The organism is Pseudomonas sp. GX19020, assembly GCF_023371075.1.
GTDB lineage: Bacteria > Pseudomonadota > Alphaproteobacteria > Rhodobacterales > Rhodobacteraceae > Pseudogemmobacter.
Genome location: NZ_JAMCCR010000001.1, coordinates 646,345 through 670,931 on the forward strand (window position 1 = coordinate 646,345; position 24,587 = coordinate 670,931).

Below are 24,587 nucleotides of genomic sequence, written 5' to 3' on the forward strand. Positions count from 1 at the left end.
GCCGTGCGAGGAGTGCTGCAGTGCAGAAACAAGCGAAGATCACCGCCTTTTCGGAAATCACCCAATCGGCGCCCATCACAACCGAGGCCCATGGCTGGAAGGCGAAATGCCTGCAGCGCCTCGTTCGTCTTGACCTGCCGGTGCCGCAATCGGTCTCCCTGCCTGCGGCCACCATCCGCGCCCTCGCCCAGGGGCAGCCGGTCGATGCAACTGCAATCCTTGCGCATTTCGGCACCGACCAGACCGCGGGCCCCCTTGTCTCGGTCCGCGCCTCTCCCGCCAATCCCGACTGGGGCGGCCCGGCCACCATCCTCAATATCGGGCTGAACGCGGCCCGCCATGCGGCGCTGGCGGAAAGCCATGGCCGCGAGGCCGCTGATGCACTTTGGTGTCGGTTCATCCAGAGCTACGCGATCCATGTCGCGCGCCTTGATCCCGATATGTTCGAGGATGTAACCCCCGGCCCCGACGCGCTGCGCGAGCTGCGCCGGCTTTATGAATATGAGACCGACGAGCCCTTCCCCGAAGACCCGGCGCGCCAGCTTTCCGAAGTGCTGCGTTCGATGGCGCGGGCCTGGGAAGGCACCTCGGCCCGCCTTCTGCGTTCGGCCAAAGGCGCGCCGGAAGACGCCGCGCTTGGCCTTGTCGTGCAGCAAATGGCGCAGGGGATCGGTCAGGGCATTTCCGGCTCCGGCGTGATCCAGTTCGTCGATTCTGTCACCGGGCTGAGCCGCATCACCGGGCGCTATCTCGGGCAAAGCCAGGGCCGTGACGCGCTGGCCGCACGCGAGGCGCTTTATCTTACCCGTGACCCGCGCGGCCCCTCGCTGGAAGAGGAAGCCCCGGAAATCATGCAGGACCTGATCCGGATGGGCGCGGTCTGCCGGGTGAAACTGCGCGAGGAAATGCAGATCGAATTCACCGTCGAGGATGGCAGGCTCGCGGTGCTTGACGCGATCCGCGTGGCGCGTTCCGTCCGGGCCGGGCTGAAAATCGCGGTAACGCTGGCCGAGGACGGGGTGATCCCGCAATCCGAAGCGGTGTTGCGGGTCGAACCCCGTGCCCTGTCCGAGCTTTTGCACCACCAGGTCGATCCGCGCGGGCTGCGCGATGTGATTTCGAACGGCATCGCCGCCTCGCCGGGCGCTGCCACGGGCAAACTGGTTTTCACCTCCGAAGCCGCCCAGGCCTCGGCCGCGCGCGGCGAGGAGTGTATCCTTGTGCGGCGCGAGACAGCCCCCGAAGACATTCGCGGCATGCATTCGGCGGTCGCCGTACTGACGGAACGCGGTGGCATGACCAGCCACGCCGCCGTAATCGCGCGCGGCCTTGGCCTGCCAGCCGTGGTCGGTGCCTCTGATCTGCGCCTTGATGGCAAGGACAAGAAGCTGACCTCCCGCGATGGCCGCATCTTCCGCGAGGGCGATGTCATCACCATCGACGGATCGCGCGGCGAAGCCCTGGCGGGCGCTGCCGAAATGCTGCCACCTGCGCTGGATGACAGCTTTCACCGGCTGCTGACCTGGGCGGATGAATTCCGCGATATCGGCGTGCGTGCCAATGCCGACACGCCCTCTGACGCCGCGACCGCGCGCAAGTTCAGCGCCGAAGGCATCGGCTTGTGCCGCACCGAACATATGTTCTTCGAAGAAGACCGCTTCACCGTCATGCGTGAGATGATCTTCGCCGATACCTCTGCCGACCGGGCCTCGGCGCTGTCGCGGCTTTTGCCGATGCAGCGCGAGGATTTCCTTCAGCTTTTTGACCTCATGCAGGGCCTGCCGGTCTGTATCCGCCTCTTTGACCCGCCCTTGCACGAATTCCTGCCCGCCACGCGCGAGGGGCTGCGCGAGCTGGCCGAAGCGCTGGACCGTCCGCTTTCCGAGGTTACCCGCCGCGCCGAGGCCCTGCGCGAGGTGAACCCGATGCTGGGCATGCGCGGGGTCCGCCTTGGCGTCGTGCTGCCGGAAATCTACGACATGCAGGCGCAGGCGATTTTCGAGGCCACAATCGAGAGCGCGAAGCGCGGTGCGGTGGTGGTGCCCGAAGTGATGATCCCGCTGGTTTCGGCCGCGCGCGAGGTCGAGCTGATCCGCACCCGGATCGACGCGGTCGCCGCCGCCGTGCGCAGCCGTGCAAAAGCCGATTTCGATTACCGGCTCGGCGTCATGGTCGAAACCCCCCGCGCCTGTCTGCGCGCCGGCGAGATCGCACAGCATGTGAGCTTCCTTTCGTTCGGCACAAATGACCTCACACAGATGACCTATGGTCTCTCGCGCGATGATGCCGGGCGATTCATGAACACCTATGTGCAGCAGGGGGTCTTCCCGGAAGACCCGTTCCACATTCTTGATCAGGACGGGGTCGGCGAGCTTTTGCTGATTGGCGCCGCGCGCGGGCGGGAAACCCGCCAGGAGCTGAAACTCTCGATCTGCGGCGAACATGGCGGCGACCCGCTTTCCATCGCATTTTGCCGTCTGGCGGGATTCGATTACGTGTCTTGCAGCCCTTACCGGGTGCCCATGGCACGTCTTGCGGCTGCCCATCTGGCGCTTCGGGACCATGTGGATAAGTGAAATGGAACCACAATATCATGTGGTTGCCGTGCAAAGTTAATATATTTTAAACGCATTGTCGGCATTATTCCGCCGACGCTCACGAATATCTTGTGACCAATTCGCAACAATACTGGACCGACGGTCTGCGATTCGCTTAATCACCCCGCTCGTTGACGGCTTTGGTCACAGTTTTGGCCAAAGCTGCGTTTTTGGTGCCCACGGTGTCTGGAAAACCAGGCCCTGGGGTAACAGAGCAGGAACCCGACTATGAAACGCTCAGGGAATGTGCTGGCAGCGGTCACCGTGACCGCCACCGTCGCCCTCACCCAACTGGCCGCTCCGATGGCGGCCGAGGCAGATGTCACCCGCAGTGACATGAACAAACCACGCCTGACCATCGCTGAAGAGATGGGGCAGCTTCTCGGCAGCGAGAAGTCACGACTGAAAGAGTTTTCCGGCCAGTCGGCTGGCCAGCCCAGGACCACAACCAAAACCAGCGCGGCAGAAACCGGCAGCAAGGTTGTGACGAAAAGAACCACCGCGAAAGTGATCCGTCCCGGTGCGGATAATGACGCGGGCACAGAGGCAGACACCAGGACCGCCTCGGTCAGCCCCGACGCCGCCTCAGAGGACGATGCTCCACATACCGTGGTCAGAGCCACCGAGACGGGCAGTCTGCGGGTGGTCGAGGAAGTGGTCTCGGAAACCATGGTGGACACGCCCGAGGGCCGCAAGATCCGGCGCGTGATCAAAAGGACCACAATCCGGGGTGGCGCAGTGAAAACGGCCGCCATTGCCCCGGCTCTCGGACCTGTGAGGCCCGACATCCGCTACGACACCGCCTGGCTCAGGTCCCAGCCACTGGAGCAGGGCGGGCGCGAATGGCAATGCCTGACCGAAGCCATCTATTTCGAATCGCGCGGCGAAAGCCTCCAGGGTCAGTTCGCCGTGGCCGAAGTGATCCTGAACCGGCGCGACAGCGGTCTCTACCCCGCTTCGGTCTGCGGTGTGGTGCGCCAGGCGGGCGGCGGCAGCTGCCAGTTCTCTTATACCTGCAATGGCAGTTCGACCCAGATGCGCGATGGCTATTCGCGCGAAATCGCGGGCCGCATTGCCTCTGTCATGCTTTCGGGCGCGCCACGCAGCCTGACCGAGGGCGCGACCCATTTCCACACCCGAGGCGTGAGCCCCTCCTGGTCGAAGCGCTTCGCCCGGACCACGGCCATCGGCTCGCATCTCTTCTACCGGCAACCCGGCGTCCGGGGCTGAGGCAAAGACAGACAGCTGCCCCGACCCGGTCCGGCGATTTCCGGTCCGGTCGGGGCAAAAGCTTTTCCTGTCGGTAAAGGGCTTGGGATCGGCGGCACGGGCTGCTAGGGATTTGCAATACCGGCACATCCCGCCGCCGCCAGACCAGCCGAAAGAGGCCGCCCATCATGACCACCAGCGACAGCGCCCTCGCCTTCGGCCATCCCGAAGCCCGTGCCGAGGCCTCGGCCAGTGCCGATCCGCGTGACCGGATCAGCCTGCGCGACCATGTTGTCGAGGCCGATATCGGCGCTTTCCAGAAGGAACGCGGCCATAAACAGCGGCTTCGTTTCAATATCGTGATCGAGGTGCGCCCGACACCGCAGCCCTTGGAAGATGATGTCGACCGGATCCTGTCCTATGACCGGATCACCGAATCCATCGCGACAGAACTCGCGACCGAGCGCCTGAACCTTCTGGAAACCCTCGCCGAACACCTGGCCGAGCGGCTCCTTGCAGAACCCCAGGCGATGCGCGCCTTTATCCGGATCGAAAAGCTCGATGTCGGCCCCTATGCGCTTGGGGTCGAGATCGTGCGCTCGCGCGCCGAAGTGCCGGTGCGGGCGGGCGACGACACGCTGCATCCGCTGGTCGTTTACTTTGACAATGCGACGATCCATGCGCCTGACCTGACCTCCCGGATCGACGGGGTGCTGTCTTCGGGCCAACCCGCAGTCTTTTGTGTCGGCCTGCCCGATATGGCGCGCCCGCAGACCGGCCACCGCCCGACGCAGCGCCGCGTCGATCTGCTGGCCATCGAGCAAAACGCCTGGGTGCTGGCCGCGCGCGATCCGCGCTGCGTGGTCGTCTCCTCGCGCACCGAGATCGACTGGGCGATCAAACGCGGCAGATCCGTCGTCTGGGCGCCGTCGAAACTGGTGCTCGACGCGGTCGACGGGCCGCAGACCCGCGACCCGGTGGCGCTGGCTTTGTGGCTGGCCGAGGAAATGGCGGCCTCTGGCCTCGTTCTTCACGGCGATGTTTCAGTCCCGGCGGGAAGCCGCATCCCGGCGGTAAAGGGCTGAGCCCCCCGCTTGTCAAACACCGGCTCCGCAGGCAGAACCCCCGCACCCTTCTGCGGAGCCGTTGATGCCTGAGCGCCTGCCCCATCCTGACCAGATCCTGTCACCGCTGCCGCGCAGTGCCCTGACGGGACCCGCATCTGCGACCCGCCATGCGCTCGCGGGATCGCGGCATCTGTGGTGGGACAGCGCTGACCGTCTGAGCAGGCGCGCGCCCCGGGCGGCACCGTCGGCACAGCTTGCCCCGGCAGAGACAGCGGCGATCAGCCGGAGCCGGGCCGATCTGTGCGGCCTGACCCTGGATCGGCCACGGATCATGGGAATCCTGAACGTTACCCCGGACAGCTTTTCCGATGGCGGGCGCCATAACGGCCTTGACGCGGCGGTCGACCGCGCGCGCGAGATGATCCGCGATGCGGAGATCCTTGATATCGGCGGCGAAAGCACACGCCCCGGCGCCACCGAGGTGCCGGTGGCCGAAGAAATCGAGCGCACCGCCCCGGTGATCCGTGCCCTGCGCGAGGCAGGAATCACCACGCCGATTTCGATCGACACCCGCAAGGCGCGCGTGGCCGAAGCCGCGCTGGAGGCCGGGGCCGATATCGTCAATGACGTGTCCGCCCTGCGCTTCGACCCCGATATGGCGGCGCTGGTGGCGGCGCGCGGCGTGCCGGTGGTGCTGATGCATTCGGTCGCCTCGCCCGAGACGATGCAGAAACACGCGGTCTATGACGATGTGCTCTGGTCTGTGCGCGACCATCTCTACGAGCGGGTCACGGCAGCCCTGGGCGCCGGGATCAGACCGGAAAACCTGATCCTCGACCCCGGTATCGGCTTTGGCAAGACCACCGCGCATGACCTGCGGCTCTTGCGCGAGCTTGCGGGGTTCCATGATTTCGGGCTGCCGCTGCTGCTGGGGGCCTCACGCAAGAAATTCATCGGCGCGCTGACCGGGGCGGCAACGCCTGCCGAACGCGTTACCGGATCGGTTGCGGTGGCCTTGCAGGGCGCCGCGATGGGCGCGCATATTCTGCGTGTCCATGACACAAGAGAGACCCGGCAGGCCCTGTCAATCTGGCAGGCGATTCAGGGCAACATCAGTGAGGCATGAGGCGTCAGGTCTGACGCCCGTGCGCGGTAAATATTTGGTCAGGGCTGAGCCCGGCAAAGAGGATTGATCATGTCTAAAAAGCTCTTCGGCACTGATGGCGTGCGCGGCCGAGCCAATAGCTGGCCGATGACAGCCGAGATGGCTCTGAAGCTTGGCGCCGCTGCCGGGCGCTATTTCCGCCGCGACGGATCGGCGGCGCATCGGGTGGTGATCGGCAAGGATACAAGGCTTTCGGGCTATATGCTGGAAAATGCCCTGACCGCCGGTCTTACCTCGACGGGGATGAATGTGCTGCTTCTTGGCCCGGTTCCGACGCCCGGGGTCGGGTTCCTGACCCGCTCGATGCGCGCCGATCTCGGCGTGATGATCTCGGCCAGCCATAATCCGCATGAAGATAACGGCATCAAATTTTTCGGGCCCGACGGGTTCAAACTCTCGGATGAGGCCGAGGCAGAAATCGAGGCCATGGTCGAGGGCGAGATCGAGCTGGCCGAGGCCCGCATGATCGGCCGCGCCAAACGGATCGAAGACGGGCGCGGGCGCTATCAGGAATTCGTCAAGACCTCATTCCCGGCTGGGCTGCGGCTTGACGGGCTGAAAGTGGTGGTAGATTGCGCCAATGGTGCCGCCTACCGTGCCGCACCCGAAGTGCTGTGGGAGCTTGGTGCCGAAGTAATTCCGGTCGGCATCACCCCCAACGGCACCAATATCAACGACAATTGCGGCTCGACCCATCCGCAGACGGCGGCCGAGGCGGTGATCACCCATGGCGCCGATCTGGGGATTGCGCTTGATGGCGATGCGGATCGGGTGATGATCCTTGATGAGAATGGCCTCGTTGCGGATGGCGATCAGTTCATGGCGCTGCTGGCAAGTCGCTGGGCAGCGGATGGGCGGCTGAAGGGTGGCGCGCTGGTCGCGACGGTGATGTCGAACCTTGGGCTCGAGCGGTTTCTTGAGGCCAAAGGCCTGAGGCTGGAGCGCACCGCCGTGGGCGACCGTTATGTGGTGGAACGGATGCGCGCCGGCGGCTTCAACCTTGGCGGCGAACAGTCGGGCCATATCGTGATGACCGATTACGCCACCACCGGCGATGGGCTGGCGGCAGCGCTGCAGTTCCTCGCCGAGATGGCACGATCTGGGCAAAAGGCCTCCGAACTTACGCATCAGTTCGAAACCGTGCCGCAGCTTCTGAAAAATGTCCGCTACACCGCCGGCGCGCAGCCGCTTGAGGATGCGCGGGTCAAGGCGGTGATCCAGGCCAGCGAAAAGCGCATCAATGGCAAGGGCCGCATCCTGATCCGCAAATCCGGGACCGAGCCGCTGATCCGGGTGATGGCGGAATGTATCGACGCGGCCCTTCTGACCGAAGTGGTTGATGAGATCGCCGCGACCGTGGCCAGCGCCGGCTGATCCCCGCCGATCCCGCTGCGGAGCCATGACAGAGCCCAGGGTTTGCCTGACTGGTATCCCGCCCCTCTTTGCGCCAGGGTGGGGCAGGATACCCGACAGGAGGTCAGCATGACCCTATTCACCCCGCTGCGCACCGCCCTTCTCGGCAGTGCATTCGCCCTGCCCTTCGCGGCCTTCGCGCAGGACACCCCGCCTGACCGGCTGGACCTGCAGGGTCATGAGGTCACCCGCAGCGAGAATGCCGATTTCGAACAGGTGATCAGCGTCGATGGCGTCGAGGTGCTGAAAGACGGACAGGTCCTGCTGGACGGCGTCACCGAAGTTGCGGGCCAACAGGTAATCACCGGCATCGCGGGCGCCGGCGGCAATGCCTGCAACAGCACCCCTTTCGTGCTGTCGCTGAAAGACGGCAAGCCGGTGATCGACGGGCCGATTGACAGCTGTTCCTGGTTTGAAATGACCCCGCAGGATGGCGCGCTGATCTTTCAGTCCGAGGCCTTCCCCGGCAGCCCTGCCGAGATCTGGACATGGAGCCCGGTCTCGGGTCTGACCGAAGCCTCTCCCGAGGGCTTCACTCCGAAATCCGGCCAGGGCTGGGAGAATTTCGCCAGCCTCGACAGCGCGCATCCCATCGACGCACTTGGCTTCGCGCCGGTCTATGCCGAGGTCAAGGCGGGTATGTCCGCTGCAGACTGGGATGCCTATACCGAGATTCTCGCCCAGCTTGGCTCGGGGGATCTGGTCGAAGGCGGCTATCGCGGCAGTGCCTGCAACAAGCTGATCTGTGATACGGAATGGGCGATCCTGTGGATCGACCAGGCCAGCCAGCAGGCATTCACGATGTGGAAGCCCGGGGATGAAGAGATGCCGAACACCTGGCCCGCCGATCCGGAAAGCTGGCCGGAATGGGTGCAGCTGGATGCCGGTTCATCGGCCGGCGGCGCGAACTGAGACAAAGCAAAAGGGCCGGAGCATCGCTCCGGCCCTTCTTGGTTGGTCAGCCTGGGTTCAGACCTCTTTGCGGCCCGAGGCGATAATGCAGACCAGCGTGATCACCGCAGCCAGCAGCATGTAATAGCCGACATAGGCCATGCCGTAATTCGCCTGCAGCCAGGTTGCGGCATAGGGTGCGAGCGAGGCGCCGAAGATGCCGGCAAAGTTGAAGGTGATCGACGAGCCGGTATAGCGCACCCTGGTCGGGAACGGTGCCGCCAGCACTGCGCCGATTACCCCATAGGTCAGCCCCATCAGGAACATGCCGATGGTGACAAAAAGGTAGATCGAGCTTTCATCATCGGCCGTACCCTGCATCAGCGGGCCGAGGAAGAACGAGAAGATCCCGATCAGAACCGTCACCACGATCAGGAAGCTGTAGCGGCCAACCCGGTCCGCGACCTTGCCCGCAAAGGGGATCGCAAGACCGAAGATCACCGAGCCGTAGATCTGGATCAGCAGCGCATCCTTGAAGGGGATGCCCAGCGTCTTGATGTTATAGCCCAGCAGCCAGGCCGAGCAGATGTAGAACAGCACGAAAGTCACCAGCGCCACAAAAGTTCCAAGGAACAGATTGCGCTTGTGGTTCCTGAACACCTCGGCGACCGGCACGCTCACGCGTTCTTTCTTCTCGATGGCTTTCGCGAATTCCGGGGTTTCCGAGATCGACATCCGCACCCAGAGCCCCAGCACGATCAGGAAGATCGAGGCGAGGAATGGCAGGCGCCAGCCCCAGGCCATGAACTGTTCTTCCGAGATGAAATGCAGCAGGATCCAGAAGAAGCCCGATGACAGGAACAGGCCGACAGGCGCGCCGAGCTGCGGGAACATGCCATACCAGGACCGCTTGCCCTCGGGGGCGTTTTCAGTGGCCAGCAGCACCGCACCGCCCCATTCACCGCCAAGGCCAAAGCCCTGACCAAAACGGCAAACCGCCAGCAGCAGGGGCGCCGCGACACCGATCTGCGCATAGGTCGGCAGCATGCCGATGATGACGGTCGAGACCCCCATGGTCAGCAGCGCCGCCACAAGCGTCGCCTTGCGGCCGATCCGGTCTCCGAAATGGCCAAAGACAATGGCGCCGAAAGGCCGCGCAAAAAAGGCGATCGAGAAGGTCGCAAACGAGGCCAGCAGCGCGGTCATCGGGTCAGAACCCGGGAAGAACAGCGCCGGGAAGACCAGCACGGCAGCCGTGGCATAGGCATAGAAGTCGAAGAACTCGATGGTGGTGCCGATCAGACTTGCCAGCAGCACACGCCGCGGCGAATTCTTCGGCCCTTCGGCGGCGGTACCGCCGGCCAGAGTGGTGTCAGACATTTCTCAATCCGGGTAATTTTGTTGCACTGACGGGTCGCTTTTCGCAATCCGCGCTGACTGGTTGCGGTAAAGGTTTGTCAATCCGGGTGAAAGCGACAAAGCGCGGGTGACTGGCCGGATTGCGAAAAATGCATGGCTTGCGGGAGTCATCATCCGGCTCTGAACGCAATTCCCTCTGTTAAGCGGACGCTGCCGCAGGAGGCAAAAGCGGAAGATCGCCTCTCTGGCAGGGTCAATCCCGGCCCGGGGCTGGTGGGCGCGATGTTTCTCCGGTGTCGGGCGGCTGAGCGCCAGACCTTCCCCGCCCCCATCCGGCGGAGCGGTCCTGATCTTCAGGAGCAATAGTGGCTCCTGAAAGAAAAAGGGCGCCGGATCTCTCCGGCGCCCTGTCATTCTGCGATCAGTTGCGGGCCTTGTCGACCATTTTGCCCTTGGAGATCCAGGGCATCATTTCGCGCAGTTTCGCACCGACCTTCTCGATCTGATGCTCGTCATTGGCGCGACGCGAAGCTTTCAGCGTCGGCTGGCCAACGGCATTTTCCAGCATGAAGTCGCGGACGAACTTGCCCTGCTGGATATCGGCCAGCACTTCTTTCATGCGGGCTTTGGTCTCGTCATATTTCAGAATACGCGGGCCGGTGACATACTGGCCGTATTCTGCGGTGTTCGAGATCGAGTAATCCATATTGGCGATACCGCCTTCATAGATCAGGTCGACGATCAGCTTCACTTCGTGCAGGCATTCGAAGTAAGCCATCTCCGGCGCGTAACCGGCTTCAACCAGGGTCTCGAAGCCGCAACGGATCAGCTCGACCAGACCGCCGCAGAGAACGGCCTGCTCACCAAAGAGGTCGGTTTCGCATTCTTCGCGGAAATTGGTCTCGATGATGCCCGAACGACCGCCACCGATGGCCGAGCAATAGCTCAGACCGATGTCGAGCGCTTTGCCCGAAGCATTGGTGTGAACCGCCACGAGGCAGGGCACGCCGCCGCCTTTGGTATATTCGCCGCGCACGGTATGGCCCGGGCCTTTCGGTGCCATCATGATGACGTCGACGCCGGCTTTCGGCTCGATCAGGCCGAAATGCACGTTCAGACCATGGGCGAATGCGATTGCAGCGCCTTCACGGATATTGTCGTGGACGTATTTTTTGTAGGTTTCAGCCTGCAGCTCGTCGGGCATGGTGAACATGATCACGTCAGCCCAGGCAGCAGCCTCAGCAATGCCCATGACCTTCAGGCCTTCGCCTTCGGCTTTCTTCGCGGAAGGCGAGCCGTCGCGCAGCGCAACGACGAGGTTTTTCGCACCCGAATCGCGCAGGTTCAGCGCATGGGCATGGCCCTGGCTGCCATAGCCGAGGATCGCCACTTTCAGGTTCTTGATCAGGTTCACATCGCAGTCGCGATCGTAGTAGACGCGCATAACAGCACTCCTTTGCTGAAGATGGGGGCAGAATAGGAATATTTCTCGCGCGCTCCGTTCAAAAATCGCCCGTATGACTGCAATATGAATATTATCATTCATTATTTTTGTATTTTGTGAAACAATCATGCAATGAGCCTTACACTCGACGATACAGACCGCCGCATCCTGCGCCACTGGCTGGCAGAACCGGATCTCGCCCGCAGCGATCTGGCGCTGCGCGCCGCTGTCACCCAGGCCACGCTCTGGCGCCGGATCGAGCGGCTGCGCGAGGCCGGTGTCCTCAGGGGCGAGACCTTGCAGATCGACTGGCGCGCACTTGGTTATGAGGTCGAGGTGTCGCTGCGCTTCACCCTCGACAAAACCGACCCGCGTGCCTTTGACGATTTCATCGATGCCGCGCGCGAGGTGCCCGAGGTGCTCGCGATTGAAACCTTCCTTGGCCGCGTCGATGTGCGCCTGAACGTGATCGCCCGCGACATGCAGCACTGGACAGAGGTCTACCGCGAGAAAATCCTCGCCTTGCCGCATATCGCCGAGGTTGACGCGCTGATGCTGATATCAACGATCAAGGATGACAGCGCCCTGCCCTTGTGACCCATCGCCGTTCATCCAGACTTAGCCGATCACATAAAACTAGTGAAAAAGGCCAGATCCAAAGGAAAATGCACCTCGCCCGGCTATCTGCTTTACTACTCGGGTGGCAATGGGCACGGCTATACCCTCGATGTGATCGTGGTGGATGGGCGCCGGCAAGCATGACTACAGGCATCGGGCAAGACTGACGCAGGACGCCACTAAAGGAAAAGGGAATGGCATGACCACCGCCGGACTGGATGAGACCGACCGCGCCATTTTGCGCGACCTTGCGATGGACGCAAATCTTGGCGCGGGCGAAATCGGCCGGCGCCATGGTCTGTCGCAGCCCGCCACCTGGCGACGCATCCGGCGGCTGGAAGAGACCGGCGTGATCAAAGGCCGCCGGGTCGAGGTTGACCGTGCAAGCCTCGGCTTTGGCGTGACGGTGTTCCTGGGGATCAAACTGGCGACCAAAGGCCGCGTCAGCCTTGAGGATTTCGAACGCGCCGCCACCGCCATCCCCGAGGTCCAGGTCGTGCAGCACGTGCTGGGCCTGTTCGACTACCGCCTGCGCGTCGTCGCCCGCGATCTTGCGGATTTCGAGCGTGTGCTGCGGCGGCGGGTGATGACGCTGCCCGGGGTCGGAAATGTCGAGGCCAATGTCGTCCTGACCGAAGAGCGCCGTCCCGGACCTTTCGGCTGATCCTTCAGCGTTAAATTCCAGTGGCGTAGCCCTGCTCGCGGCGCTAGCGTCACGCTGCCACAGGAGGAATACTATGAAACTGCCGCATGACCATATCGACCCCGAGGGGCTGGAGGAATTTTCGGTCGTCTTCACCGACCGTTCGCTGAATCATATGTCAGCGCGGTTCCAGCAGGTGATGCGCGATGTCTCGGGCTGGCTGCGCGAGGTCTATAATGGCAGCGCCGTGGCACTCGTCCCCGGCGGCGGCACCTATGCGATGGAATCCGTCGCGCGCCAGTTCGGGAGTGGTCGCGTCCTGGTGGTGCGCAACGGATTTTTCTCGTTCCGCTGGAGCCAGATCTTCGACATGGGTGGTTTTGCAAGCGAGGTCGAGGTCGCTATGGCGCGCGCCGCCGGCAATGACCCGACCTCGCCTTTCGCGCCGCCTCCCGTCGGGGAAGTGGTCGCCAGGATCCGCGAAACCAGACCAGACGCCGTTTTCGCACCGCATGTCGAAACCGCCTCCGGCATCATCCTGCCCGATGATTACATCCGCCAGATCGGCGAGGCCGCGCGCGAGGTCGGCGCGCTGTTTGTGCTTGATTGCATCGCATCGGGCACGATCTGGGTCGATATGGCGGCACTCTCGGTCGATGTGCTGATTTCCGCGCCGCAAAAGGGCTGGTCGTCTTCGCCCGCCGCCGGGATCGTGGTGCTGGGCCCGCGCGCCGAGGAACGTCTCGCAAACACCACTTCGAACAGTTTCGCGCTGGATCTGAAGAAATGGCGCGCGATCATGAAGGCCTATGAAGATGGCGGCCACGCCTATCATGCCACCATGCCGACCGATGCGATCCTCGCCTTCCGCGACGCGATGCAGGAAACCCGCGAGATGGGGCTGGACGCCGCGAAAGAGGCGCAATGGGATCTGGGCCGCAAAGTCCGCGCCGCGCTGGCCGCGCGCGGCATCCGCTCGGTCGCGGCCGAAGGTTTTGCAGCCCCCGGCGTTGTGGTCAGCTATACTGACGACCCCGCCATCCAGAACGGCGCCAAATTCCGCACCGAGGGGGTCCAGATCGCCGCAGGTGTGCCATTGCAGATCAATGAGGGCGAGACCTTCCGCAGCTTCCGGCTCGGGCTGTTCGGTCTCGACAAGCTGAAGGATGTCGATGGCACTGTGGCGCGGCTGACCCGTGCGCTTGACAAGGTGATCTGAGGATACCGGGTGATCTGAGGATCGGGGGGCCGTCTGGCCCCCTTTTTTCTGGCGCTTTCAGCCAGGCCTTACGATTTCAGCCCGGTCTCGCGCAAAATCCCGCGACGCTTGGCCTCGTAATAATAGCCATTGGCATACCACTTCTCGGCCCGGTCCTGGCTGCCATCCGAGACCATCCAGGCGCCGCGGAGATATTTCCCGGCATAGCGCAGATTGGTCTCGGCATTCAGCAGCCCTTCCGGCGGCCCATTATAGCCCATGGTCCTTGCGGTCTGCGGATGGATCTGCAGCAGCCCGTAATAGGGCCCGTTGCGCGCCGCCGGATTATAGCCGCTCTCGCGCCTGATCATCCGGTGCAAAAGGCTCTCCGGGATCTGATGCTCTGCCGCATATTTGCGGATCAGGGCCCGCATCTCGGGCGTCTCCCCGGCATTAAGCCCCTGTGAGGACGACGGCCCGGCGGGTTGCCGGCGGGAACAGGCCACGAGGGCGAGGGGCGCAACAAGAGCAAGGGCAAGCAAAGAGCGGCGGTCCGGATGCATCCTGAGGGCTTTCGGGTAAGGGTTTCAGATCTGACGTGCGGGGCTTTGCTCTCTCCGGCCCAGGACAGTCCCGGTCTTTCGCGAGCCTTGTCGCGTGGGTTTATGCGCTCGCCCGTCTTCCGGCAAGGGCAAGGCCGGACCCCTGATTGCGCAACGGCAGACCCTTGCCGGTGGCTGCTGTCATGCCCCTGTTTCACTCGATCGCCAGGAAGAGGTAACGCCCCGGAGACCATCCGTCACCAGGGGGTTGCACAGGGGTCGCGCCCATATATAGTCGGCCCGTCCGGATCGGTGGAACAGTTTGGGCCAAAGCCCTTTCCGCCGCCCGGACCGACCGGGCCAAATACGGTGCGGCCATACCAGCTGTAGGCAGGAGCCGACGGATATGGAAGGCAGGAGCTCTGGATGTAAGGCGAGTGAGGCCGGTGTTGCGGCAGGCCTTGTGCCGCACTGCGGCTGTTTTCTGCCCCATGCCCGTCTTCACAGCCCCCGCCCCCGTTGCAGCTGCCCCTTTCCCCGCAGCCTTCGCGTCACCCGGCTTTGGTCCGGGCATCGCCGCGCAACCGGACCCTTCTTCCGGCAAAGTTGCAGCTGGCCGCATCCCGGTCAGCACATGATCCGTCCTGTCAGCCAGATGAACACGCAGACGAGCCTTCGGACGACATCATCGAGAAATCCATATCGGGCGCGTGCTGGTCACGCGCCTTTTTCTTTTTCCGCAGCCGGCCGCAGCCGGGTTTGCTCTGCCCCGGGAAACGCCCCGCGGCGGATGGCAGAGAGTAATATGTGATGGCGATACAGACCCTTGTCCTGAATTCAGACTTCCGCCCCCTGTCCTGCAATCCGCCCTCGTCCTGGCACTGGAAGGATGCGGTGACGGCCATCATCCTGAACCGGGTGAGCCTTGTGGCCGAATATGACCATGTGGTGCGTTCGCCCAGCATCACGATGCGCGTGCCAAGCGTGGTGGCGCTGAAACAATATCAGCGGCTGGATGGATGGCCGGCCTTTACCCGCTTCAACATCTATTGCCGCGACAAATGGCTGTGCCAGTATTGTGGCCGGCGGTTTTTGTCGGATCAGCTGACCTTCGACCATGTCCAGCCACGCTCGCGCGGCGGGCGGTCGTCCTGGGAAAATATCGTCGCCGCCTGCGCGCCCTGCAACCACCGCAAAGCCAACCGGACCCCGAAAGAGGCCGGGATGAAACTCCTGCGCGCGCCCTACACCCCGACCCGGCGCGAACTGGTCATGGCCGCGCCACGCTATCCGCAGTCGGACGTTCATCACAGCTGGCTCGATTTCCTCTATTGGGACAGCGAGCTGGAGAGCTGATCTGCGCGACGCCAGGGTTTTTGTAAATTACACCATGAAATTCACCAGAACGGGCATTCTGTTAGTCACGACTATGCATCGGATTCAGAATTTGCCGGTTTTCGGCAAAATCTCTCGGCATCCAAAGAAATGCCTGTGGTGACTCACCAGCTTTGGCGGTCAGTCCCAGCGTGTTAGGGACGACATAAATCTGTGCTCCTAGGGGGCAAACCCAGAGCCATGGGCCGCCCCATCACAGCTCAGTGGCGTTCCGAAGGTTGGCAAGGCGTATCGGCAAACCTTGTAACAACGATATGGCCTTATCTTTTGGTATCAGATGCTTGCGCAGCATCTGCTATCGACAGGATTCCGGTCGAAACTGCGGGAACATCACAACGGCTGCCTGAAGCGATCCTTGTATGAACCGAAGCGATTAACCGTAAAACCGCATATCTTTATCACCCGCCCGAGCCTGAGGGAGCAGACCTCTATGGGTGGTTGAAACATTACCACCCCGGGCATGTTTGGGTGCGAGCGCGTCGCGCGGACTGACCGGCCGCTTCGTCTCAAGATTTTTGTCCGAGCCTAGACCGCCTTCGAACTTGCGCCCGGCATGGACGGTCAGAAATCGTAACCTCATCCATAAGCCGCGAGTCCCAGGAAAATGTTCGACATCAACATTATACGAAGGCCTATCCTTGAGATGAGTTACCTGCCGAATATCGATCAGGCCTATACGATGCACTATGACGAAACGAACAACATTCGTCGTTTGCATCTGACCCCGGGAGGTCTGAATGTCCGATCACCACAGTGCTTTGTCCTTGGCGGTGTCGCCCACAGAGGCGCGGCCCCCGAGCTGAGCTTCGAGGACCTCCGGACGACTTTCTATCTGCAAAAGTCGTCACTGGAAATGAAGCTTGAGCACCTCGGAAAGGGTGATTTTCCGGCGATCCTAAAATCCCACAAGGTCGTGGCCTTACTGGAGTGGCTCTTTGCTCAGGACCTTTTTGTGCATTTTCAAGTCCTTGACCCACTTTATTGGTCAATCGTCGACATCATCGACTCTATCCTCGTCGAAAAGGGCGAACCCCGACTGTTCATGCTTGCTCCGCACCTGAAGAGCGACCTCTACAAAGTCCTGCGTTACGATGAACAATCCACATCGGCATTCCTGCATAGATACGACTATCCAGATGTGGGTGCCGTCCGGCGTGTGGCGTTCATAGAAGAGCTGCTGGATTTTCTGGAGCCGCATCGCGGGCTGCTCGGAAGTTTTCGCTACCAAAACCTCAAGGGCATCATCCAATACGGTCGGAAGCTCGAAAGCCTGCCCTTCCTCGAAGGTGAGGCATCCAAGATATTGATAGATGGGTTTCAGGGCCTCCTGTGCCGCGCGATGTTGATTTTCACTCGGAACTGCCCCGGGCAGGCGTATAACTTCCACCGAGATTTGACCCATGTGACCCTTCCCCCGAGCGCTGTGAGCGACGGGGGGCATTGGAGTGATCCACATGGGACTTTTGAACGTCATTCGTCGTCTTGCGCTGCGAGAGAAGCTGCCGATCCGTGAGATCGCGCGGCGGACATCTGCGTCCGGCGCGCCGACGGCGTCGTGGAACGCAATTGCGAGACGGCGACGGAGCCGGAAGCGATTTGCGCAGCGCTTGCCGATCTGCGCGGCGGTCTGGAGCGTGTCGTGCTTGAGACTGGACGAATGGCGAATTGGCTGCACGGCGAGTTGACGCGTTGCGGACTTCCAGCGATCTGCGTGGACGCCCGTCAGGCGCATGCTGTTCTCAGCCAAATGCACAACAAGACGGGTGCCAACGACGCGGCGATGCTGGCTGACTTGGCGCGGACAGGCTTCTACAGGCGGGTAGAGGTCAAGAGCCGGGATGGTCAGGAGCGCCGGGCGCTCTTGGCGGCCCGGGATGCAGCGCTCGATCCCGCAAATGTCACCTGATGCAGATATTTGGGCCTATCCAAGCCGACCCGGCCAGCGGAGTGACATGCCAGATCAACGAAGGATGAGGGCATCCGCTTACGCACGTTCAGCAACAGGGAACCCGATCCGCAGGCAAAGTCCATAACGCTTGCCAAACGGTCCTTCTTTCCCGTCGCAGGTTCCTGACTATCGACGTTTCAATGGCCGACAGAATATCCGAAATCTGCTGTGGGGTATAGAATTCACACGCCTTTTTGCCAGAACCAGCCGCGAACAGGCCAATTAGATATTCATAAGGGTCTCCGAGATTATCGACCTCGGAGGAAAACTCGGCCAAACCTCGTGAAACCTCGGCAATGATGGAACAAAGCTTCTTGTTTTTGTCGACCTGGGTCTTGCCCAGTTTTTCCGAGTAAAGGTTGACCTCGGAAAATAACCCACCGAACGTGCTCTGAAAGGAATCGTTCTCGATGTATTTCAAGCTCTCATACAGCGTCATCACCCGTTCATCACTCTGCCTACGGGCAAGGTCGGCGATGTTATCCCAGAGGTATGGGGGCTGGATCACATAATGCACTTTGCGGCGCATCTGCTTTTCGAAATCTGCGACGTCGTCTGTGCTTTCGCGATACCAAAGTTGCAAGGGTGTGGCGATATCTGATTGTTGTGGATTTGGAGGATCCACTTCCAAAGCATCGATACTCCGCGCTTTCTGACGAGCACTTGCAACGTTCGCAGTCCGTTCCGCCCTCAGTGCTGCAAGCCGCGCTTTTTCAGCCGCAACATCTGCGGCACTTGGATAATCGCTCCTCAACTCCCACTTAGCCGCCGACTCATAATTGTCCGAGAGGTAGCCAGGAACAGGAAAGACAGCATGTAATCACGAAAATCGTCCGCGTTCATCGACCCACGCAGCGTGTCGGCAGTATTCCATAGGGTCTTGCCCAGTTGCTTTTGGAGTTGGTCGTTCATTGTGCGCGTGTTTCCTGGGCAACGGACGTGTGAGTGGGCGCCGGGGCGGGGTGCGGCGCTTGGCAGGTGGAACTCAAACCGCGTGATGAACTCGCGCAATATGCGGCGAAACAGTTTCTTGTTGTCCTCTCCCATCTCCGTGGGTTCATGGATACCGTAGGCCCCGAGGCTCCAAAGGTTACCAGATCAAGAAGCCGAGCAACGTATATGAACATCTGATCCGCCGCTTCGGCGCCGAGGTGAACGAAGCGGCGGAAGATTTCGTGACGCCCCGCTATGTCGTCCATCATGCCATCAAGCTTTTTCTGGACACGTATTATAATATTTTACGTAGAATCAGTTTCTTATCCGCACGCTCCGCGACCCGACCTGCGGCACCGGCGGCTTCCTCTCTGACAGTAGGAGCATGTCGTCGGTCTTGCGATCTTCTACCGTCTCCCGCTTACGCCACTTCGCCACCGTCTTCGGATTGATCCCAGGCGCCCGGCTCAGTTCCGAGAGCCCTCAGAGCCGCCGCTGAGCCGATGGCGGGCGGGGCTTCGACTTTTGATCGATCTATGCTGCCCGGACGGCCTGCGTGGTCGTGGCGCCTCTATAACGAGCTTGTCCCATCAGGGATCCTTCCATTCCAAAGAAAGCACCACACCATCAAACCGTAGGATCACACAACGAGACAACTCGTCCCGCGATCATAGGGTCTAAAGAGGTTGGTTTGCACGGATGGCCTGTAAGCCGGATTCTGTCCAGGCAGTTGCCTGCCCTGGATGACCATTCCTCTGCCCCCGCCCTTACGGACGGGATCCAGCTGCCAACCCGGGCCTCTCGGGCTGAAGCATCCCTGCGGCGGTATCGGGCGGACCCGACCTGCCCCGCGCGAGGCCCCTATTCGGCATTGCTCCGGGCGGGGCTTGCCATGCCATTCCTGTTGCCAGGACCGCGGTGGGCTCTTACCCCACCGTTTCACCATCACCGCACCGGTCTCCGACCGAGGCCGGCGGCGCGGCTGTCTCTTCTCTGTTGCGCTTTCCCTCGGGTTACCCCGGCCGGGAGTTACCCGGCGCCCTTGCTTCATGGAGTCCGGACTTTCCTCGGCACGACGCTTGCGCGCCCCCCGCGGTCATCCGGCCATCCGTGCGAGGCGGGGCTTAGGCCCCTGCCAGGCTGTCGTCAAGCGCCATCGGCGGAAATCGCGGCCAGAACCCCTTGGGCAAGGCGGATATCCTGCGTCCCGACCGGCCCGCGGGCCCAGGGACGGAACCGCAGACGGAAGGCGCGCAGAAGCAGCTCCGGCTCCTGTGCCGGATTATAGCCGATTTCAGTCAGCAGATGGCTGAACTCAGTGCCGCCCCCTGCCCCTGCCGCTGTCCCTTCCTGAGGCCGCAGCGCGAGGCCCTGGCGCGCAAGACGCTGCCAGTCGAAATGGGGACCGGGATCGATTTTGCGATCCGGCGCGATGTCGGAATGCGCAAGCACACCCGCCGGGGAGATGTTCCAGCGCGCCATGATCCCGCTGAGGAGATCCTCCAGCGCCGAAATCTGCGGCTCGGGAAAAGGATGCGTGCCACGATTGGCGAGCTCGATACCGATGGAATGGCTGTTCACATCGTCAATGCCACGCCAGTAGCTGCGCCCGGCATGCCAGGCCCGCGCTGCTTCGGAGACCAAAGCCTCGCTCCGGCCATCCTCGGCAATCAGCCAATGGGCCGAGACCTCGTAATCCGGGTCACAAAGCCGCGCCCGGGCAGCCTGAGCGCTCTCCATCGCGGTGTAATGCAGGATGATCAGCGAAGGCCGCACCCCACCCCGCCGCGCTCCGAAATTCGGCGACGGGAAGGCGGTCACTGCAACGCGGTGCGGAACGGGCGCGGATCCCAGCCACAGGCGAAACCGTCGCCATCGGGATCAAGGCCCAGGCGATCCTTGTCCGGGCCGCCGCGCGCCAGGAAATCCTGCTGCGCCAGATCCGGAGACGGATATTTCGCACAGGCAATCATCGGATCTTTCGAGCTGCGACCGCGACTATACATCTGCACACCCGGCGCATGGGTGGTCGCAAGCGCGAATTCGACGATATTCGGCCCGCTCTCGCCAGGGCGCACCGGCAGCGCGCCTGGCTGGACCACGACATATTCAGCGCGGTTCCGGGCGATCCGCTCGGCATCCGACGCGATGGATTCGCGGGCGGCCACGGCGGTGAAATCATTCTCGTCCGAGATGGTCGGATTGGAATGGACCAGCTCTCCCGATTCCTCTTTGATCCCGGCCGGCGCATTGCCCCGCGGGCGCGCGCCACCGGTGCTGGCGGGAGGCACATAATTCGTATTCGGCGTGATTGCACTGATCGGGGCGGTTGGGGTGCTGCCATCGGCGCGGTCAATCGCCGCTGCCGCCGCGGTCGGATCAAAACCGGTTTTGGCCGGAGCCGCCGCCGCAGGCGCCGCAGCCTGGCCCGTGCCGCTGTTGGAGTTGCGGATATAAGAGTTGTAATCCTGAAAGCCGACGCCGCTGCCGGAATCGGGGACCGAAGGCGTGCAGGCCGCCAGCCCCAGAACGCCCAGAACGGCAGCGCCTTTACGTGAAAAACCCGAAATGATCTGCCGGCGGGTGGTCATCGCGTCCTCATGTAAAACGGCAAAACAGCGCGCCACAGACGTGTTATCCGACCGGAAAACCGGGCGACGCGGGTGCATATCCGGCGGCAATTACCACCATTTTTGCGGCTTGGCTACAAATCCTGCTGCACGTTCCAGCACATAGGCGTGATTGAGAAGCCCGGCCTCATCCCAGGGGCGGCCGATCAGTTGCAGCCCGAGCGGCAGACCTTTGGCATCCAGCCCGACCGGAACCGAGATCCCCGGCAGGCCGGCAAGGTTCACCGTCACGGTGAAGACATCGTTAAGATACATCTCGACCGGATCGGCCGAGGCCATCTCGCCCAGCCCGAAGGCCGAAGAGGGCGTCGCGGGCGTCAGGATCGCATCGACGCCGGCCTCGAAGACCTTCTCGAAATCCTGTTTGATCAGGGCGCGGACGCGGCGGGCGCGGTTGTAATAGGCGTCATAAAAGCCCGCAGACAGCACATAGGTGCCGATCATGATCCGGCGCTGCACCTCAGACCCGAAGCCCTCGGCGCGGGTCTTTTCATACATCTCGGTGATGCCATCGCCAGGGCCAAGCTTGGCGCGATGCCCGTAGCGCACCCCGTCATAGCGGGCGAGGTTCGAAGACGCCTCGGCGGGCGCGATCACGTAATAGGCCGGCAGTGCATATTTCGAATGCGGCAGGCTGATCTCGCGCACTTCGGCGCCGGCATCCTTGAGCATGGCGATGCCCTGCTCCCACAGCGCATCGATCTCGGCCGGGATGCCGTCGAGACGGTATTCCTTCGGGATACCGATGACTTTGCCGCGAATATCGCCGGTCAGGGCCGCCTCGAAATCGGGAACCGCCTGTTCCGAACTGGTCGAATCCTTCGGGTCATAGCCCGACATGGATTGCAGGAAGATCGCCGCATCGCGCACCGATTTCGTCATCGGTCCGGCCTGGTCCAGCGAAGAAGCAAAGGCAATCACCCCCCAGCGGGAGACGCGGCCATAGGTCGGTTTGATGCCAACAATGCCGGTGAAAGCCGCCGGCTGACGGATCGAGCCGCCGGTATCGGTGCCGGTCGCCGCGAGACAGAGATCTGCCGCCACTGCCGAGGCCGAACCGCCCGAAGAGCCGCCCGGCGTCAGTTTGCGGTCATCGATCTTCCACGGGTTCACAGCAGGGCCGTATACCGAGGTCTCATTCGACGAACCCATGGCGAATTCGTCCATGTTCAGCTTGCCGAGCATCACCGCGCCATCCGCGAACAGCTTCGTGGTGACGGTCGACTCATATTCCGGCTTGAACCCTTCGAGGATGCCGGATGCAGCCTGGGAATTCACGCCTTTGGTGCAGAAAAGATCTTTGATCCCCAGCGGGATGCCGCACAAAGACGGCGCGTCCCCGGCTTTGAGCCGCGCATCCGCCGCCCGCGCCTGTTCGAGTGCGATCTCGGGGGTTTTATGCACAAAGGCGCCAAGCGCATCGCCCGCGTCGATCGCGGTCAGGCAGGACATGGTCAGATCGACGGCGGAAATCTCGCCTTTCCTGAGCGCATCACGCGCCTTTTCGATCGTCCAGCTGTTCGACTCGGAGGTCATGCTCATTCCACCACCTTCGGCACGGCAAAGAAGCCTTCACGGGCTTCGGGGGCATTTTTCAGAACCTGGGCCTGGATATTGCCATCGGTGACAACATCCTCGCGCCGGCGCAGCCGCATCGGCGTGACCGAAACCATCGGCTCGATGCCGGTCACATCGACCTCGTTCAGCTGTTCCATGAAAGTGAGAATGCCGGAGAGATCGCGTGCAAGATCGGGAAGCGCTGCTTCCTCGACCCGGATGCGGGCAAGCTTCGCCACTTTCCGCGCGGTATCAATGTCGATGGACATGGATCAGACCCTTTTAAGCTCCGGCCCCGTTTAGCGAGCGCTTTGCGGCTGTGCAAGGCAAAGGCTGGACAGTCTGCCTCTGTCCGGCCCCAGGCTGCGGCGGGCATATTCTGGCCCGGATGAAAGTCGGCCGGAAAGAGAATTCGAACCGAGCGGTTCGAAAACACTGGAAACCTGTCATAATGGGCGGGTAAGTTACCGCCTGCAAAACAGAACAGGAGAAACTGCCGTGAAAATCACATGGCTCGGACATTCCGGTTTCCGCATCGAAATCGAACAGGCGGTTCTTCTGGTGGATCCCTGGCTGACCGGCAATCCGCTTTTCCCCGCCGACTCGCGCGCCGAGGCCGTGGCGGGCGCCACCCATATCCTGCTGACCCATGCCCATGGCGATCATGCCGCCGATGCTGCCGGCCTGTCTCAGGAATTGCAGATCCCGGTCGCCTGTATTCATGAAGTTTCGGTCTGGCTGAAGGGCCGGGGTGCCTCGACAATCGGCTTTGGCAAGGGCGGCACTATCGATTGCGGCGGCGCCAAAGTGACGATGGTGAACGCCACCCATTCGGCCTCGGTCGATTTCGGCGGCGGCGCGCTTTTGCCCGCCGGATCCGCCGCCGGTTTTATGATCAGGGGCGAAGGCCGCACCATCTATGTTTCGGGCGATACCGATATCATGGCCGATATGGCCTGGATGGGAGAGCTGCATCAGCCGGAGATCGGCATTCTCTCCTGCGGCGGGCATTACACGATGGATATGGAGCGCGCCGCCTGGGCTGCGCGGAAATATTTCAACTTCCGCTTCGTGATTCCCTGCCATTACAAGACCTTCCCGCTGCTGGCACAGAATGCCGATCCCCTGCGCGCCGGCCTGCCGCCCGGCGTCGAAGTGATCGAGCCTGTCGTGCTGGAGCCGATTTCGTTCTGACCCGACCTGCAGAGACGCCTTCAAGGGTTGCGATCTGGCCAAAACGAGCCCTGCGGCCACCTTCATTGAGGTGGCCGCAGTTTTCCCCAGCGTCATGAGACCGGCGCGGTGATGGGCATCGCGAAAGGCCGTGGCCCGGGCCACTGTCCGTGCTGCACGTCTTGCGTAGAGTCCCAGGCCTGGCAGTTGCGACGGGAACCATCACTGCTGCCAGTGCCATGCCCCCGCTCCCGCACGGGTTCCGGCCCTTACTCTGTCCTGACGTCAGCTCTGGTTTTCGCGCCGGGCAGCGAAGAAATCGCGCAGCAGCCGTCCGGCCTCAACCTCGCCGATTCCATCCAGCACCTCGGGCACGTGATGGCATTGCGGATGACTGAAAACCCGCGCGCCCACGGTCACGCCGCCGGATTTGGGATCCGCCGCGCCGTAGACCAGCCGCGTGATCCGGGCCGCCGAAATCGCAGCCGCACACATCGGACAGGGTTCCAGCGTCACATAGAGAAGACAGTCCTGCAGCCGCTCCTGCCCGAGGCGCCGGCACGCCTCACGGATCACCAGCATCTCGGCATGTGCGGTCGGGTCTTTCAGCTCGCGCGTCCGGTTCCCGGCCCGGGCCAGAATCTCGCCCGCGCCCGAGACCAGTACCGCCCCCACCGGCACCTCGCCGCGCAACGCCGCTGCCCGCGCCTCTTCCAGCGCGAGGTCCATATGGGATCGAAAGACCACGCCGCATTGTCCTTTCATCTGTCCTGAAATATCCTTGAGGCAACGAGTCAAAAAATCC

At 62.3% G+C, this 24,587-nt stretch carries 21 protein-coding genes, 1 other RNA gene and 1 pseudogene; 13 read left to right on the forward strand and 10 right to left on the reverse strand.

Going from position 1 to position 24,587, the window contains the following annotated elements; all coding sequences use genetic code 11:
* Positions 1-20 precede the first annotated feature (20 nt).
* The 6 genes from M3484_RS03165 (at position 21) to M3484_RS03190 (ending at position 8,363) form a co-directional block, all read left to right on the forward strand.
* Positions 21-2,576, forward strand: coding sequence for a putative PEP-binding protein (locus M3484_RS03165; RefSeq protein WP_249495709.1), 2,556 nt, complete (start codon positions 21-23; stop codon positions 2,574-2,576).
* Between the two features lie 249 nt (positions 2,577-2,825).
* Complete coding sequence (locus tag M3484_RS03170) at positions 2,826-3,827, forward strand: cell wall hydrolase (RefSeq protein ID WP_249495710.1); 1,002 nt, start codon at positions 2,826-2,828, stop codon at positions 3,825-3,827.
* A 167-nt stretch (positions 3,828-3,994) separates the two neighbouring features.
* Entirely contained in the window at positions 3,995-4,891 is an 897-nt protein-coding gene (locus M3484_RS03175) for a dihydroneopterin aldolase (protein ID WP_092897202.1), read from the forward strand.
* Between the two features lie 64 nt (positions 4,892-4,955).
* Complete coding sequence (gene folP / locus M3484_RS03180; protein ID WP_249495711.1) at positions 4,956-5,999, forward strand: dihydropteroate synthase; 1,044 nt, start codon at positions 4,956-4,958, stop codon at positions 5,997-5,999.
* Positions 6,000-6,068: 69 nt separating this feature from the next.
* Positions 6,069-7,412: a phosphoglucosamine mutase gene (glmM, locus tag M3484_RS03185; RefSeq protein ID WP_092897198.1), complete on the forward strand. Its 1,344-nt coding sequence runs from the start codon at positions 6,069-6,071 to the stop codon at positions 7,410-7,412.
* Between the two features lie 108 nt (positions 7,413-7,520).
* Entirely contained in the window at positions 7,521-8,363 is an 843-nt protein-coding gene (locus M3484_RS03190; protein ID WP_249495712.1) for an Ivy family c-type lysozyme inhibitor, read from the forward strand.
* 57 nt (positions 8,364-8,420) lie between these two features.
* Here the strand turns inward: M3484_RS03190 and M3484_RS03195 are convergent, their stop codons facing one another.
* Together M3484_RS03195 and ilvC are read right to left on the reverse strand one after the other, a co-directional pair.
* Positions 8,421-9,722 carry an MFS transporter gene (locus M3484_RS03195; protein ID WP_092897194.1) on the reverse strand — a complete coding sequence of 434 codons (1,302 nt, stop codon included), beginning with the start codon at positions 9,720-9,722 and terminating at the stop codon, positions 8,421-8,423.
* A 400-nt stretch (positions 9,723-10,122) separates the two neighbouring features.
* Entirely contained in the window at positions 10,123-11,145 is a 1,023-nt protein-coding gene (ilvC, locus tag M3484_RS03200; RefSeq protein WP_198836408.1) for a ketol-acid reductoisomerase, read from the reverse strand.
* Between the two features lie 132 nt (positions 11,146-11,277).
* On the opposite strand from ilvC, the gene M3484_RS03205 reads away from it, so the two are divergent.
* The 3 genes from M3484_RS03205 (at position 11,278) to M3484_RS03215 (ending at position 13,625) form a co-directional block, all read left to right on the forward strand.
* On the forward strand, positions 11,278-11,742 hold the full coding sequence (locus tag M3484_RS03205; RefSeq protein WP_092897190.1) for an Lrp/AsnC family transcriptional regulator: 465 nt from the start codon (positions 11,278-11,280) through the stop codon (positions 11,740-11,742).
* 220 nt (positions 11,743-11,962) lie between these two features.
* Positions 11,963-12,427, forward strand: coding sequence for an Lrp/AsnC family transcriptional regulator (locus tag M3484_RS03210; protein WP_092897188.1), 465 nt, complete (start codon positions 11,963-11,965; stop codon positions 12,425-12,427).
* A 73-nt stretch (positions 12,428-12,500) separates the two neighbouring features.
* Positions 12,501-13,625, forward strand: coding sequence for an aminotransferase class V-fold PLP-dependent enzyme (locus M3484_RS03215; RefSeq protein ID WP_092897186.1), 1,125 nt, complete (start codon positions 12,501-12,503; stop codon positions 13,623-13,625).
* Positions 13,626-13,693: 68 nt separating this feature from the next.
* On the opposite strand, the gene M3484_RS03220 is transcribed toward M3484_RS03215, so the two are convergent.
* Positions 13,694-14,038 (reverse strand): lytic transglycosylase domain-containing protein, encoded by a 345-nt coding sequence (locus M3484_RS03220; protein WP_249495713.1) that lies wholly within the window; start codon positions 14,036-14,038, stop codon positions 13,694-13,696.
* Positions 14,039-14,956: 918 nt separating this feature from the next.
* On the opposite strand from M3484_RS03220, the gene M3484_RS03225 reads away from it, so the two are divergent.
* The 3 genes from M3484_RS03225 (at position 14,957) to M3484_RS03235 (ending at position 17,447) form a co-directional block, all read left to right on the forward strand.
* Positions 14,957-15,502, forward strand: a complete 546-nt coding sequence (locus M3484_RS03225) for an HNH endonuclease (RefSeq protein WP_198836412.1) — start codon at positions 14,957-14,959, stop codon at positions 15,500-15,502.
* Between the two features lie 643 nt (positions 15,503-16,145).
* Positions 16,146-17,054, forward strand: coding sequence for a hypothetical protein (locus tag M3484_RS03230; protein WP_249495714.1), 909 nt, complete (start codon positions 16,146-16,148; stop codon positions 17,052-17,054).
* A 42-nt stretch (positions 17,055-17,096) separates the two neighbouring features.
* Positions 17,097-17,447 (forward strand): hypothetical protein, encoded by a 351-nt coding sequence (locus M3484_RS03235; RefSeq protein ID WP_249495940.1) that lies wholly within the window; start codon positions 17,097-17,099, stop codon positions 17,445-17,447.
* Between the two features lie 71 nt (positions 17,448-17,518).
* Here M3484_RS03235 and M3484_RS23905 read toward each other — a convergent pair.
* The 6 genes and pseudogenes from M3484_RS23905 to gatC all read right to left on the reverse strand — a co-directional run.
* Positions 17,519-18,401: pseudogene (locus M3484_RS23905) on the reverse strand (type I restriction-modification system subunit M N-terminal domain-containing protein); the annotation flags it as partial.
* Positions 18,402-19,113: 712 nt separating this feature from the next.
* Positions 19,114-19,534: RNase P RNA component class A (gene rnpB / locus M3484_RS03250), an RNA gene on the reverse strand.
* A 34-nt stretch (positions 19,535-19,568) separates the two neighbouring features.
* Complete coding sequence (locus M3484_RS03255; RefSeq protein ID WP_249495715.1) at positions 19,569-20,198, reverse strand: N-acetylmuramoyl-L-alanine amidase; 630 nt, start codon at positions 20,196-20,198, stop codon at positions 19,569-19,571.
* 41 nt (positions 20,199-20,239) lie between these two features.
* Complete coding sequence (locus tag M3484_RS03260; protein ID WP_249495716.1) at positions 20,240-21,013, reverse strand: hypothetical protein; 774 nt, start codon at positions 21,011-21,013, stop codon at positions 20,240-20,242.
* Between the two features lie 90 nt (positions 21,014-21,103).
* Positions 21,104-22,594, reverse strand: a complete 1,491-nt coding sequence (gene gatA / locus M3484_RS03265) for an Asp-tRNA(Asn)/Glu-tRNA(Gln) amidotransferase subunit GatA (protein WP_249495717.1) — start codon at positions 22,592-22,594, stop codon at positions 21,104-21,106.
* On the reverse strand, positions 22,591-22,878 hold the full coding sequence (gatC, locus tag M3484_RS03270) for an Asp-tRNA(Asn)/Glu-tRNA(Gln) amidotransferase subunit GatC (RefSeq protein WP_092897176.1): 288 nt from the start codon (positions 22,876-22,878) through the stop codon (positions 22,591-22,593). The genes gatA and gatC overlap by 4 nt, the downstream gene beginning before the upstream one ends.
* Before the next feature lie 229 nt (positions 22,879-23,107).
* Here gatC and M3484_RS03275 point away from each other — a divergent pair, with 229 nt between their 5' ends.
* Entirely contained in the window at positions 23,108-23,803 is a 696-nt protein-coding gene (locus M3484_RS03275) for a metal-dependent hydrolase (protein WP_249495718.1), read from the forward strand.
* 264 nt (positions 23,804-24,067) lie between these two features.
* Here the strand turns inward: M3484_RS03275 and M3484_RS03280 are convergent, their stop codons facing one another.
* A complete protein-coding gene (locus tag M3484_RS03280; RefSeq protein WP_249495719.1) occupies positions 24,068-24,547 on the reverse strand; it encodes a nucleoside deaminase in 480 nt (159 codons plus the stop codon).
* Between the last annotated feature and the right edge of the window lie 40 nt (positions 24,548-24,587).